At 31.8% G+C, this 16,536-nt stretch carries 16 protein-coding genes; 3 read left to right on the top strand and 13 right to left on the bottom strand.

The features are described from left to right. The 8 genes from AAFU52_RS15735 to AAFU52_RS15700 all read right to left on the bottom strand — a co-directional run bounded on the left by AAFU52_RS15735 (position 1) and on the right by AAFU52_RS15700 (position 6,340). Positions 1-753: a hypothetical protein gene (locus AAFU52_RS15735; RefSeq protein ID WP_438422556.1), complete on the bottom strand. Its 753-nt coding sequence runs from the start codon at positions 751-753 to the stop codon at positions 1-3. Further along, complete coding sequence (locus tag AAFU52_RS15730) at positions 737-1,585, bottom strand: ABC transporter ATP-binding protein (RefSeq protein WP_438422555.1); 849 nt, start codon at positions 1,583-1,585, stop codon at positions 737-739. The genes AAFU52_RS15735 and AAFU52_RS15730 overlap by 17 nt, the downstream gene beginning before the upstream one ends. Positions 1,586-1,823: 238 nt before the next feature. Beyond that, positions 1,824-2,387: a DUF2867 domain-containing protein gene (locus tag AAFU52_RS15725; RefSeq protein ID WP_438422553.1), complete on the bottom strand. Its 564-nt coding sequence runs from the start codon at positions 2,385-2,387 to the stop codon at positions 1,824-1,826. A 57-nt stretch (positions 2,388-2,444) separates the two neighbouring features. Continuing rightward, positions 2,445-2,960: a GNAT family N-acetyltransferase gene (locus AAFU52_RS15720; RefSeq protein ID WP_438422552.1), complete on the bottom strand. Its 516-nt coding sequence runs from the start codon at positions 2,958-2,960 to the stop codon at positions 2,445-2,447. Positions 2,961-3,029: 69 nt separating this feature from the next. Further along, a complete protein-coding gene (locus AAFU52_RS15715; RefSeq protein WP_438422551.1) occupies positions 3,030-3,407 on the bottom strand; it encodes an SRPBCC family protein in 378 nt (125 codons plus the stop codon). Between the two features lie 128 nt (positions 3,408-3,535). Then, positions 3,536-3,877: a nuclear transport factor 2 family protein gene (locus tag AAFU52_RS15710; RefSeq protein WP_024768708.1), complete on the bottom strand. Its 342-nt coding sequence runs from the start codon at positions 3,875-3,877 to the stop codon at positions 3,536-3,538. 11 nt (positions 3,878-3,888) lie between these two features. Then, positions 3,889-4,620 (bottom strand): hypothetical protein, encoded by a 732-nt coding sequence (locus AAFU52_RS15705; RefSeq protein WP_438422550.1) that lies wholly within the window; start codon positions 4,618-4,620, stop codon positions 3,889-3,891. A gap of 256 nt (positions 4,621-4,876) precedes the next feature. Then, positions 4,877-6,340, bottom strand: a complete 1,464-nt coding sequence (locus tag AAFU52_RS15700) for an aminoacyl-histidine dipeptidase (protein ID WP_438422548.1) — start codon at positions 6,338-6,340, stop codon at positions 4,877-4,879. A gap of 179 nt (positions 6,341-6,519) precedes the next feature. Between AAFU52_RS15700 and AAFU52_RS15695 the strand changes: the two genes are divergently transcribed. Continuing rightward, the gene (locus AAFU52_RS15695) at positions 6,520-7,584 is read left to right on the top strand and encodes a DUF3810 domain-containing protein (RefSeq protein ID WP_438422547.1); all 1,065 of its coding nucleotides are present in this window, start codon (positions 6,520-6,522) and stop codon (positions 7,582-7,584) included. A gap of 5 nt (positions 7,585-7,589) precedes the next feature. On the opposite strand, the gene AAFU52_RS15690 is transcribed toward AAFU52_RS15695, so the two are convergent. After that, the gene (locus AAFU52_RS15690) at positions 7,590-8,159 is read right to left on the bottom strand and encodes a hypothetical protein (RefSeq protein ID WP_438422546.1); all 570 of its coding nucleotides are present in this window, start codon (positions 8,157-8,159) and stop codon (positions 7,590-7,592) included. 244 nt (positions 8,160-8,403) lie between these two features. Continuing rightward, positions 8,404-9,084 (bottom strand): hypothetical protein, encoded by a 681-nt coding sequence (locus tag AAFU52_RS15685; RefSeq protein ID WP_024768713.1) that lies wholly within the window; start codon positions 9,082-9,084, stop codon positions 8,404-8,406. A 152-nt stretch (positions 9,085-9,236) separates the two neighbouring features. Between AAFU52_RS15685 and AAFU52_RS15680 the strand changes: the two genes are divergently transcribed. Together AAFU52_RS15680 and AAFU52_RS15675 are read left to right on the top strand one after the other, a co-directional pair. Then, positions 9,237-12,221, top strand: coding sequence for an amidohydrolase family protein (locus AAFU52_RS15680; RefSeq protein WP_438422544.1), 2,985 nt, complete (start codon positions 9,237-9,239; stop codon positions 12,219-12,221). A gap of 50 nt (positions 12,222-12,271) precedes the next feature. Continuing rightward, the gene (locus AAFU52_RS15675) at positions 12,272-13,564 is read left to right on the top strand and encodes an amidohydrolase family protein (protein ID WP_438422543.1); all 1,293 of its coding nucleotides are present in this window, start codon (positions 12,272-12,274) and stop codon (positions 13,562-13,564) included. Between the two features lie 113 nt (positions 13,565-13,677). Here AAFU52_RS15675 and AAFU52_RS15670 read toward each other — a convergent pair whose 3' ends face one another. The 3 genes from AAFU52_RS15670 to AAFU52_RS15660 all read right to left on the bottom strand — a co-directional run bounded on the left by AAFU52_RS15670 (position 13,678) and on the right by AAFU52_RS15660 (position 16,442). Then, positions 13,678-14,496, bottom strand: a complete 819-nt coding sequence (locus AAFU52_RS15670; protein ID WP_024768716.1) for a tetratricopeptide repeat protein — start codon at positions 14,494-14,496, stop codon at positions 13,678-13,680. Positions 14,497-14,568: 72 nt separating this feature from the next. Continuing rightward, positions 14,569-15,378 carry a hypothetical protein gene (locus AAFU52_RS15665; RefSeq protein WP_438422542.1) on the bottom strand — a complete coding sequence of 270 codons (810 nt, stop codon included), beginning with the start codon at positions 15,376-15,378 and terminating at the stop codon, positions 14,569-14,571. 71 nt (positions 15,379-15,449) lie between these two features. Continuing rightward, positions 15,450-16,442, bottom strand: a complete 993-nt coding sequence (locus AAFU52_RS15660) for a DKNYY domain-containing protein (protein ID WP_438422541.1) — start codon at positions 16,440-16,442, stop codon at positions 15,450-15,452. Between the last annotated feature and the right edge of the window lie 94 nt (positions 16,443-16,536).

Below are 16,536 nucleotides of genomic sequence, written 5' to 3'. Positions count from 1 at the left end.
TTATACTTCCTTTTCAACTATCTTAAAATAACTTGCCAATAGCATTAATGGCACAAAAATGCCCATAAAAAATCCTTTTCCCATTCCAGAAAAATCTTGTCCAGTCTTATCAAATGCTTCTGAAGCTAGTCCTTCTCCCGAAAATACATCATACCCATAATTGAGCATCCCGAAAAGCATCATATTGAGTACTACCAGCCCAAAAACAAATAATACAACTACAAGTAATGTTTTTCCTACTCTATTTTTATTAAATGCGATAGCACCATAAAGAAATACGGGTTGTATGACAAAATACACCTTAACCAGTTGCCAGTAACTTTCTGAAAATATAGGCAACAGGTGAAAATTCGTTTCAGAAAACATGCTACCAAGTATAATTGTTATTTGTCCGACCAAAAAACCAAGGAATGAAAATACAAGAGTATATACCACAAAAGTACTAAGCCAGGCTGCAGCTATTCTCTCATAAGATGAAACGGGTAATGAAAAATATAAATGGTTTGATTTTTGGTTATGCGCTTCTTTAAAAGTTGAAAAAATGAATAGTACTCCTAGCCCTACATAAAATTTACCAAATATGCTCATAAATTCGCCACTCGAAATCTGATGATCTCCTCGTAAACTAAACAAAAAGACAATAAAAAAAATAGCGCTGGCAACAGATAAAGTAGTAAGTATTGCTCCCTTTAGAAGTATGATATCTCTATATATAAAACTGCCTATTCTCTTAATGTTAAATTGCTCCATCATGAAATGTATTTAAGGCATTATTAATTCTATTAGACTCGCTTAAAACGGCATTAAATAATAATTCGAGATCCACTTCTGTCTCATCTCTATCTTGTCTAAAAAGCATAGCTTTTCCTCCAAAAGATGTTTCAGAATAAATAATAGATTCTTTTGCATCTCGTGTAGGTTTTCCAAACCATAAATGTTCAGAAACATTAGACAATGGTTGATCAAATGCTACTTTAGATTGATCCAATATCACTACATGATTTATCAAACTATGTAAATCCCGGACCTGATGGGTAGAAATAATAATACATTTTCCCTCATCAACCGCCAGAGCCATAATCTTCCTAAATTGACTTTTTGATGGGATATCCAACCCATTAGTTGGCTCATCCATAAGCAGGAGCTTCGTATTTGTTGCAATTCCAAATGCAATAAGTACTTTCTTCTTATTACCAAAAGAAAGAGTTGATATATTTTCATCGGCCGAGAGCTTAAACTCTTCTATTAATTTATAAAATTGATCCCGAGAGAACCCTGGATAAAAAGGAGAATTTACTTGTTCATAAGTAGAAATCTTAAGTCCTGGTAATTCAAAATCTTCTGGTACCATAAAAATATCCTGAAGACATTTTACATTTCTTCCTGAAATATTTTCACCCAAAACCCGATAATAACCCGCTTTTGGGAATAACAATCCAGTCATTATCTTCATTAATGTACTCTTTCCTTCACCATTCTTACCAAAAAGCCCATAAATGTTTCCCGGGATAAAATCTAAAGTGATATTATCCAGGATTATTTTGCTTTTTGGGTAATAGAACCGTAAGTCTTTAATTTGAATCATGGTTAGTGTATTAGTCATCTAGTACACTGCAAATATATCTAAGAGAAATCAATAAACCAAAGGTTTTTTATTTTATTGATTATCTGCCAGTTAACCTATTAAAATCAAAACAACGCTTAGGCCAGATATAGTAAAGGTTTTCGGAATATTACATTTTTAGAATTATAATATTGAAAATTGACGCTCTTCTAATTAAATATTCCAATTTTTAAAGAATTTTTAAAGTTATAGAAGGTCATTATGCTGTCTTATGGGCTTTCTTTTTTTCTATAAGCAACAATTCTTTTTCCATTTTTCTAAATATTTTTTTCATAAAATATTTATGAAATGGTTTCACAAAAAAGAAATATATTTTTCCCAAGGTATTATGAATTTTCACCACAGTTGCTAGTTCTATTATCGTGTCTTTCTCCTCTTTATAGCTAATAAAAGATAGTTTAAAATCTAAATGTTTATCTGTTTGTCCTGTTAATAATTCTATATCATTCTTATCCAGTACATCAAATATTGCAATACTATCCCCAATATTACCTTCAAATTCGTTCAAATATGCTTCTCTTTCTATATGGGTTAGTTTAGTTGCCGTTTTTAGTCCCATTTTTTTGGCTATTTTCTCTCTAGAGAGTAATAGTTTTGTAAAAAACGGTGAGAAGGATTTAAAGAATGCCACCATGCAATCTTTTGGTTTAGGCACTTCATTTAATAATGTGGTTCTTAATTGAAAAACATCACTATAACTTACTTCTTTACTTTGTTTAGTAATTAGATATTCTTTATTTAGTTCTATCTCTATTATTTTCATTTTTTAAAAACTAAAGTCACATTATTATTCTTTATTTACTATTGTTATAGCATACTACTACATCTTTTTATTTAAGATATAATACCTATGTTCATCCCAAATTTTATCATTCTTAATAATTGCCTTTTGGAATATTCCTTCTTTTTTAAATCCACTTTTTTCGAGAACCCTCATCGAAGTAGTGTTATATTCAATAATTCCTGCATATATTCTAATCAGGTTTAATTTTTCAAATCCATATTCGGTTATCTGGTCTACGGCTTTTGTAGTAATTCCTTTACCCCAATATGGTTCTCCCAGCCAATACCCTATTTCTGCAGATTTTCTATATATATCATTTTGTAACATAAGAGATATAACTCCGCAAAGTTCCCCTCTAAACTCTATCCCGAAGCTTACCGCAGGATCCTGTTGTATTGTCATCTCAATAAAGGATTTAGCATCCTTTTCATCATAAGGGTTAGGGAAATAATCTCTTAAATTATTTGATATATTACTATTCTTGGCAAGTTTTGCCATTTGTGATTTATCAGATTCTTCAAGCTCTCTTATTTTAATTTCTCTATTATCCATAATTCATTAAGTTATTGATAAACCCAAGCAATGATATGGCAATTTATGAAGGTAATTTTCATTCTGCACTTATTTTTTCGACATCAAATATTCTTTTAAACTACTTTTAATAAAGTATTCCCAGCCTCCTATACAGCTCTCTCGTGCAAATTCTGGAATGTCTGATGGAAAACTGTGTATTATTTCGGTTATCAACCTAAGTTTTACATGGTTCTCATTTTTAAACAATTCGAATGTTACGAATGAATCTCCACTATATTCTTTATATCTCCAACCATATTTTATTTTCTGATATGGTATTACTTCTGTTATCTTCCAGAGGTGTGTAAATTTTCGATTTTCGACCTCGACAACAAATTGTGTTTCAAATCCTTCTTTTGCTTCAAACGATTCAATTTGTTCAAAAAACCATTTTTTCATTTGGTCTAACTCTGTTATGCTTTCCAAACATTTTTTGGTGTTGTCATATAAGTTTCTTCTACTACAATTGGTACATCTGTATTTTTCATATGACAAAATATTTTAACTATGCATTTTATTTTCTCCTCTCTTCTATTGAGCAGCTTTTGTTTTTCTCATCGTTTTCTAATAAAATGAACTTTTGATATTAAATCGTTTTCAATTTCATAGATCACTACTACTTCATTAAAACCAACTCCTTTTCTACCAGTTACTTGTTCTCTATCAATTACTTTGTTCCCAAATACTATTCTATTTGTAATAGTCGCTCTAAGTTTTGGAGAATTCTCAAAGACATCTTGATAAACTTCTTTTAGTTTTGAAATATTATCGATAAATGGTTCTGACTCAAGAAAATTATAAATTTTGATATCAGCAGTATAAAAAGATAAAAAATCAGGTAAATTTCTATCATTATATGCATCTAATTGGTCTTGTACTATTTTTTCTGGATTCATTTTTATCTATCCTATTTTTCTATTAATGTTGGAAAATTGTCAAGATCAACATCCGGTATTTTTTCATTGCAATTCTTTATTATTTTCCCAAGTAAATAAGGGCCCGTTTCTTTTTCATACCCCAGCCGAATATAAGTATAACAATCATTTTCTCTTAGATCTGTAAATTCTGTTGAAAAATAAGAAATACCCGTTTTATCACTTGTATCAGATTCATCTCCAAAATAGAAGCTTGAAGCTATATCTGCTTTTCCATTTTGAGTATGATTTGATTTATCAAATTCTGTCATCTCAATTTTATAATCGATTGTAGTATAGTTAAGTCTTTTAATTATAACGGCAACTGCAAGATTACCTTTTTTACCCGTTAATGTTATTCGACGACCTATTTCTGGAGTTTCGGGGAAATAAATAGTATCTGTATCATTTAAAATCAACAGATTATCAGAAAGTGTGATCTTCTTCTCTCTTAATTTTTTGAGTCCATCAATGAATTTATCTGAATAGTCAGACTTATTTTTAATACTTATTTCTGTTTCTTTTTTATCAATATCATTTTCCTTATCATCAGAAAGATCTACTCTCTTATTAGTATATGAACTACCTGTAGCTATTGTTTTTGTTGTATCTACAAGAATCGAAGATGCTTTTTCATTCGTCTGTGAGTTACTACACCCCAATACACTCATTATGATTAGAGTTGTTAATATATTTTTTGTCTTTACTATTTTAAGATGATTCATAATAATTCTGTGGTAATTATTTAATTTAAAAAAGACAAGAGGCGTTTTCTACTGTAGTTTAAAAGTAATTAATTCAAGTGAATATGGTAAGAAAATTCTACAACAATGAATTAAAGTTATTATAAAATGATCTTAATACATACTTCTATAAACCAATAGGTCTATCTTACTTATACCAGACGTCGTGCCCTTGTATAAGTAAGATAGACCTATATGCTATCAATACTTTGATTAACAGTTATAGTCAAAAAGACAATTACTGTTTCTTTGGAGTTTCTTTTAAGATTTCTTTTACGAATTTCCAGTATTTTTGTACTGATGAGATGCTTGTTCTTTCATCTGGTGAATGTGCTCCCAAAATTGTTGGTCCAAACGATATCATATCCATATCTGGATAATTCTGCCCCAGGATACCACATTCTAGTCCTGCATGACAGGCAGCTACGTGTGCTTTTTCACCATTAAGGTTTTGATACAATTCATCCATTACTTTCAAAATTGGAGAATTCATATTAGGAGCCCAACCGGGGTAATCCCCACTAGTAGTTACTTCACATCCTATTAATTCAAAAGTAGCTCTCAACTTGTTTGCAAGATCCAACTTAGAAGATTCTACACTACTTCGGGTTAGACATTCGATAGTGATATCTCCTTTTCCTATCGTTATTTTAGCAATGTTATTAGAGGTTTCTACCAAGTCAGAGATTGAAGCGCTCATAGTATACACTCCATTATGTGCAGCATACAATGCCTTTATTACTCCTTCCTGAACACCTAACTCCATTACCTGTGTTGGTAGATCTGTAGTATTAATTTCTATAGTAAGATCAGGGTCTGCGATAGAAAGTTCATTCTGGATTGTTTTAGATAACTCTCCTATTTCGAATTCAAAAGCTTTTGCCTGTACTGCATCTACTACAATTATAGCGAAGCTCTCTCTTGGGATTGCATTACGCAAGCTTCCTCCTTTTACTTCACTAATCTGTAAGCCAAAATTCTCAAAACCATCAAATAACAGTCTATTCATTATTTTATTAGCATTCCCTAATCCTTTATGAATATCCATACCAGAATGCCCTCCACTAAGTCCTGTAATAGCAATAGTATACCCTACTTTACCATCTGTAACTGGTTCTTCTTTGTAATTTCTTTTTGCTGTAACATCAATTCCGCCAGCACAACCAACTCCTATTTCATCATCTTCCTCGGTATCCAGGTTTAATAATATATCTCCATGTAACCATCCTCCTTCTAATCCCATCGCTCCTGTCATTCCTGTTTCTTCATCAATGGTAAATAATGCCTCGATAGCAGGATGTGCAATATCTGTAGATTCGAGAATTGCCATAATAGTAGCTACTCCTAATCCATTATCGGCACCAAGAGTTGTTCCTTTGGCTCTTACCCAATCTTCATCGATATACATTTCTATACCTTGAGTATCAAAATCAAAATCGGTATCTGAATTTTTTTGATGCACCATATCCAGGTGAGATTGCATCACTACCACTTTGCGATCCTCCATTCCCGAAGTAGCCGGTTTTCTAATTAGAACATTACCAACCTTGTCTATCTCGGTAGTTAATCCTAATGATTCTCCAAAATCTTTCATAAACGCAATGACACGTTCTTCTTTTTTTGAAGGTCTTGGAACCGCATTAAGATCTGCAAATTTATTCCATATCACTTTGGGTTCAAGGCTTCTTATTTCTGAATTCATAATTGATGTTTAAATATTGTCAGCGTTATATTATAGATATTTAGCAAAATTCTAAATTTTAAATCAAGTATCAAAGCTTAGAGCTATCAAAGTCATAAAGTTTCTAAAGTCAACGAATAGATCCTAAAAAAATTCTTAATTCTTCATTCTAAATTGAGAATTGTAAATATCTTTATCCCATGCAATCTAAGACAAAACTTTATCTTACAATATTACTTCCTATTCAAATCATTCTTATTCAGATCCTTTCTTTTTTTCCTGAGGTTATAGAACAGTTATATAGTAATGGCTTGTTTGTTTATATCTCCAAGGCTTTACGATATGTATTTGGATGGCTTCCATTTTCTTTTGGAGACATTTTATACTGTGTTTTAATTATTATGCTAATACGTTTTTTATTTAAAAAGGTATTTAAGAAGCATTTGTTATGGAAAGAAATAGTATTGGATATTGGCGCTACTTTATCAATTGTGTATGCGTGTTTTCATATCCTTTGGGGAATGAATTACTATAGATTGCCCTTACATGAGATATTACAATTAGATGATAAATATTCTGAAGAAGAACTGGTTACCGTTTCAGAAAAATTAATAATTCAAGCCAATTCTTTACATCTACAACTAGAACCTAATGATTCTCTACCTATACGCATACCATATTCTAAAGAAGAAATATTTCAAAAAACAATTCCTGCTTACGATCAGTTACATCAAATATTTCCTGTATTACAATATCACCCTAAAAGTATTAAAACGTCTATATTAAGTCTTCCTCTAACTTACATGGGGTTTAGTGGGTATTTAAATCCTATTACCAATGAAGCGCAAGTAAATGGATTAATACTTAATTACAAGACACCTACCACTAGTTGTCATGAAGAAGCACATCAATTAGGATTTGCCAAAGAAAATGAAGCTAATTTTATAGCTGCATTGACCACTATGAATTATGATGATGTATATTTTAACTATAGCGGAGCTACCTTTGCCTTAAAATTTTGCTTAAACGATCTTTATCTTCGTAATGAAGAAAAAGCAATTTGTCTTATCGAAAAGTTAAGACCTGGTATTAGAAGAAATTATATTGAAGTAAATGAGTTCTGGGAATCTTATGAAAATCCCCTGGAACCCATTTTTAAAAGTACTTATGATAGTTATTTAAAAGCTAATAACCAACCTGATGGTATGGATACCTATAGTTATGTCGTAGCGTTATTAGTTAATTATTATAAGACCAGATTATAGAGTAACTATAGGGTATTATAATAACCCACAATTCTAATTAGATCATTTTCTTTTTTATAATTAAGTCCTTTTGAGGAAACGTACTTTTCGATTTCGTTCTTTTTATCTTCCAAAACTTTCAATATATCTTTCTGTTTTAATTTGATTTTAAGTAAATCACCTCCAGCCTTCAATATGAAATAACTACGTTTTTCTATATATTTATCATTCGTTGTCTTTTCATAAGCATCAATTGCATTTTGACCTTGCTTTACCTTCTTTTCTACCTTCATAACCAAAGAATTCTTCCCTTCTTTTAAAAAGACAAAGAACTGCTTTGTTCCTTCATAATCTAACATCTTATAAACATATCCTTCGTCCAAAACAACTCGGATATTCTCTCTTTTCAAAACATTGAATATTTCTGTAACTTCAATTTCATCATTTATAGTATTATATCTAACATAGGCTCTACGCATTTTTTTTCCGTTTACGTATACTGAAGCAAGCTTATTTTCATTTTCATAGTACTGATGCCCAAGAACAGTGTTCTTTAGAGGCTTCTTAACAACTACTCGAGTCCCATAAGCACTCATATTTGCTGTTTCTTCAGCTCCAGCAACCTAACCAATTTTAGTTTGTCCGATAACCAGACAATTTTGCAATAATAAAAGCACTACAAACAATTTTTTCATTCTCTTTAATTTAAATTTTCCCGGAGTAAAGAAACAACTTTTACACATAATATCACCCTTTGTTAAAAATACCATTTAACAATCTAATATATTACATGTCAATTCTAAATTCAGATAAAATTAAATAGATAAGTCAATTATAAAGTTATAAAGTATTATAATAGTTAATAATCTTAATCAGGTCTTTTTCCTTCTTAAAACTTAGTTTTTTTGAAGAGGCAAACTTTTCAAGTCCATCTTTTTTATCCAAAACTTTAAGAATGTCCTTTTTCTTAAGTTTTACTTTTTGAACCTCTCCTTTTTTATTGTTAATTATAAAGTATTTATTATTCTCAATATACTTTGAAGGAGTACTAGCATCATAACTGGTTACCGCTTCTTTCCCTTGTTTTATTTTCTTCAATGCTTTCACCCCCAGAGAGAATGGTCCTTTATTATACACAACAAAAAATTGTCTATCTCCTTCATAATTAAATAATTTATAACTATACTTTTTAAGAGCAACTTCTAGGTTATCTACTTTTAGCATATTAAATCTTTTATTATCATCTACATATTCTAGTTCTCCATTAAAAGCATTGTATCTAACTAAACATTGACGTACTTGTTTTTTATTCACATATATTGTTGCCATTACATTATTCTCTTCAAAATACTGATGCCCCTTAATAGAAGCGTTTCGAGCTTTTTGTCTTACTATAATTGTTGAGCTAAAAGGCCCTATCGCTGTCTTACCCCCAGGATCTGAGGCTCCTCCTCCAAAGGTTTCCTGCCCAATCATTACAGTACTACTCATCAATAAAAAAAGAATAAAAAAGTTTTTCATTATTATAAATTTTGTTGTTAATATTTTGGTAAATTTCTAAAAATTCATAAATATACTAGTACAAGTGATGTTAAAACAATCTTAATTAACAACCTCTTTTTATTTCAACCATTATCTTTAAAACCAATTCAATTTTACTTTACACTACACTTATGAAAAAACTTCTATTATCGCTTACGGTGATATGCGGAATTTTAAATTCTTACTCTCAGGATTATTTCCCCAAAAATGATGGGGTTAATACTACAAATTCTAATTATACCGTATTTAAAAACGCAACGATTCACACAACGCCAGATACTGAGATCAAAAATGGAACTCTAGTTATCCAAAAAGGTAAAATTGTACAGGTAGGAAATTCTATTTCCGCTCCTGCCAATAGTGTGATAATTGACCTTAAAGGAAAACATATTTACGCTTCTTTTATTGATCCGTTCACCAATTTTGGTATCGAAAAACCTAAACGAAAAGGAGGAAGTCCTTTTAGTGGTAACCCACAATATCAAGCATCCCGAGAAGGCTATTACTGGAACGATCACATTCGTCCTGAAACTAATGCCTTAACCTCCTTTAAATATGATGCCAAAAAAGCAACAGAATATGTAAAAGAAGGATTTGGAGTACTTAATACTCATATGCCCGACGGTATTGTAAGAGGAACTGGGTTATTGGTAGCTCTAAATAATGAAGGTACAGAAGGTGATCGATTATTAAGTGATCGCTCATCACAATTCTTATCTTTTTCTAAGAGTAATAAAAGTAAACAGATATACCCTACATCCTTAATGGGAGCTATGGCACTTCTAAGACAAGTATACCACGATGCCGATTGGTATGCAGGTGGTAATGCCACTAACAAAGATCTATCTCTGGAAGCTTTAAACAGGAACAAAAATCTTCCTCAAATTTTTGAAGCGGGAAGCAGAATAAATGGTTTTAGAGCTGATAAGGTTGGTGATCAATTTAAAATGCAATACATACTTGTTGGTGGTGGAGATGAATATGCCAGGATCGACAAGGTAAAAGCTACCAATGCCAAATATATAATTCCTCTGGATTTTCCTGAAGCCTATGATGTTTCAGATCCTTTTATGGCTAACCTGGTAAGCCTAGGAGATATGAGACATTGGAACCAGGCCCCAACAAACCCTTCTGTATTATCAAAAAATGGAATTACCTTTTCTTTGACTACACATAAATTAAAAAAGATAGCCGATCTAAAAGGCAGAATTGCAAAAGCAATTGAGTATGGCTTGGATAAAAAAATTGCCATTGCAGCTCTAACAACCATACCTGCACAGATTTTAGGAAAAAGTAATCTTTTAGGAAGTATTAAAAAAGGAAGCTATGCCAACTTTCTAATCACCAAAAGTGAATTATTTTCAAAAGACAATATTATTTATGAGAACTGGGTGCAGGGTCGTAAAAATATAGTGAATGATATGAATGTTACCGATATTAATGGTAACTATGAGCTAACCGTTGCCGGAAAAACGTATGATATGTCAATTTCTGGAAAGCCCACAAAACCTAAAGCCGAAATAAAACTTGGTGACATAAAATTAGGGTCCAAAATAAACTATAAGAATGATTGGGTAACTATTACTTTTACCGATACAGACACTACTAAGGCTAAATACACTAGGATTGTATCCAGTATTGCCGGCACTCCTAATTTTTGGAGTGGTAAAGCTATTCTTCCTAATGGAGCACAAACTTCTTTTTCTGTTAAAAAGAAACCCGAAAAGGCTTCTGAAAAAAAGGATGAAAAATCAACCGATAAAAAAGAAAAACCCGAAGTTCTTCCTGTTGTATATCCTAATATAGCATATGGAAATTCTCAAGTACCAAAATCAGAGTCGTTACTATTTAAAAACGCAACAGTTTGGACCAATGAAACCGATGGAGTTTTAACAGAGACCGATGTATTAGTCAAAAATGGTAAAATCTCTGCTATTGGTAAAAACCTTAATGATAGTAACGCCAAAATAATTGATGCTACCGGAAAACATCTTACCTCTGGTATTGTTGACGAGCATTCTCATATCGCAGCGGCTGCCATTAATGAAGCTGGACATAATTCTTCTGCCGAAGTAACTATCGAAGATGTCGTATCTCCCGATGATATTGATATTTATAGAAATCTGGCCGGTGGTGTAACCTCTATTCAGATTCTTCATGGTTCTGCAAATCCAATAGGAGGACGTTCTGCAATCATAAAATTAAAATGGGGACAGAGTGCCAATAACCTTATCTATCCCAATTCACCTAAGTTTATCAAATTCGCATTAGGCGAGAATGTAAAACAAAGTAACTGGCAAAGTTTTAGCCGTTTTCCACAATCAAGAATGGGAGTTGAACAATTATATATAGATTACTTTTCTCGTGCAAAAGAATATCATAAACTTAAAACAAGTGGTAAACCGTATCGCAAGGATACCGAAATGGAAACCTTAGCAGAAATTATAAACGGTCAACGTTATATTAGCTGCCATTCTTATGTGCAAAGTGAGATCAATATGTTAATGAAGGTTGCCGAAAAATTTAATTTTAAAATTAACACCTTTACCCATATCCTCGAGGGATATAAGCTAGCAGATAAAATGGTAGCTCATGGTGTTGGAGGATCTACCTTCTCTGACTGGTGGGCATACAAATACGAGGTTAATGACGCCATTCCTTATAATGCAGCTATTATGCATAAACAAGGTGTAGTTACTGCAATTAATAGTGATGATGGAGAAATGTCTCGTCGTCTTAATCAGGAAGCTGCAAAATCCGTAAAATACGGTGGTGTAAGTGAAGAAGATGCGTTGAAATTTGTAACTCTTAACCCTGCCAAACTATTACATATCGATGACAAAGTAGGGAGTATTAAAATAGGTAAAGATGCAGATTTAGTATTATGGACAGATCATCCACTATCTATATATGCTAAAGCAGAAAAAACTATAATCGAAGGAGCCGTGTATTTTGATCTTGAAAAAGATAAGGCTATGAGAAAATCTATTGCAGCAGAAAGAAATAAGCTTTCTACTATGCTTTTAAAGGCAAAAAACAGCGGTCTTAAAACACAGCCTGCCAAGAAGAAGGAAAAGCAACATTTCGAGTGCGAAACTTTAGAAACTATTAATTAAACAAAATATAGATCAGACTAAGCTTGTCGAAGTCTAAAATCATAAAGAATATGAAAAAAATAGTATTCATAATAGCACTGTGTATTATTTCCTTTGGAAAAGTAACAGCGCAGCAAACCCCAGCAAAAGTTCAGAGTGAAGCAATAACGATCACTGGTGCTACAGCACATATCGGTAATGGAGAAGTTATTGAAAATAGTATTATCATTTTTGAAAATGGAAAGATAACAGCAATAGATACTAATGGAAGTGCCTCTGCAAAAGGAGCCGTAATTGACGCTTCTGGAAAACATATCTATCCTGGTTTTATAGCTCCAAATTCTACCTTAGGATTAGTAGAAATAGGTGCTGTTCGTGCTACAGATGACGATAGTGAAATTGGAAATTACAACCCACATATTCGAAGCATTATTGCCTACAATGCAGAGAGTAAAATTGTCGAAAGTATGCGTCCTAATGGTGTTTTAATGGCACAGGTTACCCCTCGTGGTGGTAGAATTTCGGGAACATCATCGATTGTGCAATTAGATGCATGGAATTGGGAAGATGCAACTATAAAAGTAGATGATGGTATCCATATCAATTGGCCAAGTTCCTTTACAAGGGGTCGTTGGTGGCTTGGTGAAGATCCAGGATATAAACCCAATAAAAAATATGCAGAACAAATAACAGAATTGGTAGATTTTATACATCAATCCAAGGCTTCCGTTAAATCAACTAAGACAACAGGAAATCTTCCTCACCATGCAATGAAAGGTGTTTTTGATGGATCAAAAACTTTGTTTGTACATGTAAATACAGAAAAAGAAATTTTGGATGTGCTTAGTTTTTCTAAAGAAAATAATATCAAGAAAATAGTTTTAGTAGGCGCCTATGAAGCTTATAAAGTTGCAGCACAGCTAAAACAAAACAATGTTCCAGTTCTAACTACAAGAACACACTCTACTCCCAGACAAGAAGATGAAGATTATGATTTACCATATAAAAACGCAAAATTATTGATGGATGCTGGAGTGCTGGTTGCATTACAGAATAGCGGGCAAATGGAGCGTGCTAATGCACGTAATTTACCGTTTCAGGCAGGAACCGTTGCTGCACATGGATTAGATAAAGAAAAGGCTTTACAACTCATTACTGGTAACAGTGCCAAAATTCTGGGTATCGATAATAGTACCGGAACTCTTGAAGTTGGTAAAGATGCAACTCTATTTATTAGTATAGGTGATGCCCTTGATATGCGTACAAATCAATTAGAGAAAGCTTTTATCCAAGGACGTGATATTAGCTTAGAAAGCCATCAGACTAAGTTATGGAAACGATACAGTGAGAAATACACTAAATAATAGTCCTAAATACCCTTATTAGAGAAGTAAAATCTTTTTAGTTAAAAAGATTTTACTTCTCTAATAAACTATCTGCCAAAAGTATAACTACAGAAGAAATAATACTTTATAAATCAGTTTGGGCAATATTCATCAATAATTGCTATAGATTCTATATCTCCTAGTTTTACCAACTTTTTAATATCTTGACAGAAGTCCGTATCCCCTTTAGCCAATTTTGCACCCACTCTTGTTTTTAAAGCTTTTATGTACTCAGGGAAAATTGCTATTGCTTCAGAGGTATAAGAAATTGCTTTATCATAGTTTTTTTTCTTATAATGTATATCCCCCAGATTGTTATATGCCATATATGAATCTTTGTTGATCTCTATACATTTTTCGTAATATATTATTGCCTCATCGTAGTCTTTTTTATCACTATATAAATTACCTAATCGAAAGAAAGCGAGACTCCAATTAGGTCGTAATTTCAGTGCTATATTCAGATCTTCTTTTGCTGCATCAAAATTTTTAAGTTTTGTATAAATTTGAGCTCTATCTAACCAAGCCATTTCATAATCTGGTTTTAGCTCTATAACTTTTGAAAAATCATCTCTCGCTCCTTCTAAATCGTCTAATCTTTCCTTTACAGCTCCCCTAACATAATATGAAATCATTGTATTAGGGCTAATCTCAATTGATTTATCTAAATCTGATAATGCTGATTTCCAATCGTGGATTACTGCTTTATATCTACCTCTTTTAAAATAATGTTCGGCTTTGGGCCATCTGTTGATAAAACGGGTTTCCATTTTAATATATTTCCTCACAGACTCCCATGACGAAGTATCAGGTAATTTGACAGTATTCGGAATTTCCTGTTCCTGAGCAAAATTATTAGTACAAAAAATTAAAACAAAAGCTATATTAATAAACTTGAAATGTAATGTCATACTCTCTTAATTTTATTTTGATTCCTAAACCTTGTTTTCAATTAAGTTTTCTGTCATTACAACATACATCATTTACAAAGTTTTACTCTCTTCTATATTAGGTTTTTTAAATAATGAATTAGAAACTTTTTTCTTATCTATTTTAGCATTTACAAAATTCATTTCACTTTTAACCTCTCCTACTACACCATCTTTATAAGCTCTCCATTTAAGAGATGTAGGAAGCAATACTCCATTTACATCATTCCAATCTGCATATTCTATGAGGCTTATTTTTTCGCTAGATTCTTTACTGAAAAATGTAACTGTATACCCTAGAAATTTCATTTTCCCAGATACTTTATCATAATAAAGAAAATAATTGTCTTTGGGCGAATCTCCTACACCATCTCCATAAGATATTTTATAGCCTGCATACGAAATATCACCCACCTTAAGGTCATCTACTTTTTGATATGAAATTCCATCATCACCCAACACAAAAGGCATTGCATAAAAATAGAACATCAAATTATGATAGAAACGAGGATTTCCTTTGAAATAAGTAGAATCCTGCTCTAACCAAGCTTCTTTACCATCAAATCCTAAAACGAATTTATCTGTTTCTACACGTGCATAACGGGTTTTAAGATCGATAGTGTGCTTTTCATTTCCTTCAGGCTTAGCTATCTCAAAAATCATGCTATTCATTTGATCAAACGCATTGATACCCCCATGAGCTTTAAAAACAGCAGCAATATCTTCGGGAAAATCTCCAGATCGATCTGGTATAACCTCTTCTTTTTGTTCTTCCTGAACTTTGGTTTCTTTTTCTGGTTTTACTTCTTGTTTACAAGAGATAATAGTTGTAATCAAAAGTGATACTAGGATAAGATTTTTCATGATTAAGATTTGTAAATAAGTTAATTCTAGACAATGTAGTCGTATTACTTAAATTACCTTACAATACTGTATCACCAGCTTTTTGATTTTTTTAAAATTTCTCCAGATTCATAAACATGGTTTTTATCTGAAAAAGTATAGTTCTTATCATTGTACCTAAAAGTCTTTGCATCTGCGCCATCAACAATTTGTCCATGAAAAAAAACAAGGCTATCATCTTTCACATAGCCATATCCTATTTCTTCAAGAGTTGACGCATTGGCTTTTTCAAGAATTTTCCCTTTATAATAAATATTATCATCTATTTTAACAATAGAATTATCATTGTAAAACTGTATTTGATCAGCATTTTTAAAAGGAATGCGAACTATTCTATCCTTAACATCAAGATCAATGTTATCGGTATGAATATATACATATTCATCATCACGAATACAAAAATAAGCTAAATCAACAACCTGAGATACATTTACTTCTGTTCTATATAATGGTTGTTGATACCAATAATAATATACTCCATTTTTATCTTTACAAAACTGACTATTCACTACACCAAAAGACTCATAATCAACTCCTTGCATTTTTTCGTTATTTCTAAAGATAAAATTCTTATCCTTTGCAAAATCATAATTTAGTTGTTCATATGTTTCAGGATCTGCATCTTCTAATATTTTAAAACCATCGCCAGTATCACTAATATGATAATAATTATCTACAAGGACATATACATGATTTTTATCTATAGGAACATAACCAGCTTTTACATCAAAAGAAGGCACATCTACTCCAAAATCAATTATTTTTGATTTAAAATATGCATATTCTTTATCTTTTGCATAATCTCTTCCTAAAACTTGAAAAGTAGTAAAATCAACATCCATTTCATGCTTCCCTAAAGAAAACCAATTTCCCATAGGGCTGTATATAATTTCATCACCACCCCGTGTATAAAAGTAAGAATCAGATTTCTCCTCATTTATCAATTTCCCGAATGGATTTAAAAAACGATAGACTCCATATATACCCAGTGTAGTTAGTAGTAGAAAAATCGCGGCTAATATCATTAATACTTTTTTTATCATTTTGCTATAATATGCTTCATTGTGTCATGAATCAAAAACAAAATTATAAAAAATGATACGTAAATTCATCACTGTA

Source organism: Aquimarina macrocephali, from assembly GCF_051627225.1.
GTDB lineage: Bacteria > Bacteroidota > Bacteroidia > Flavobacteriales > Flavobacteriaceae > Aquimarina > Aquimarina macrocephali.
This window is presented reverse-complemented; position numbering and strand designations above follow the sequence as displayed.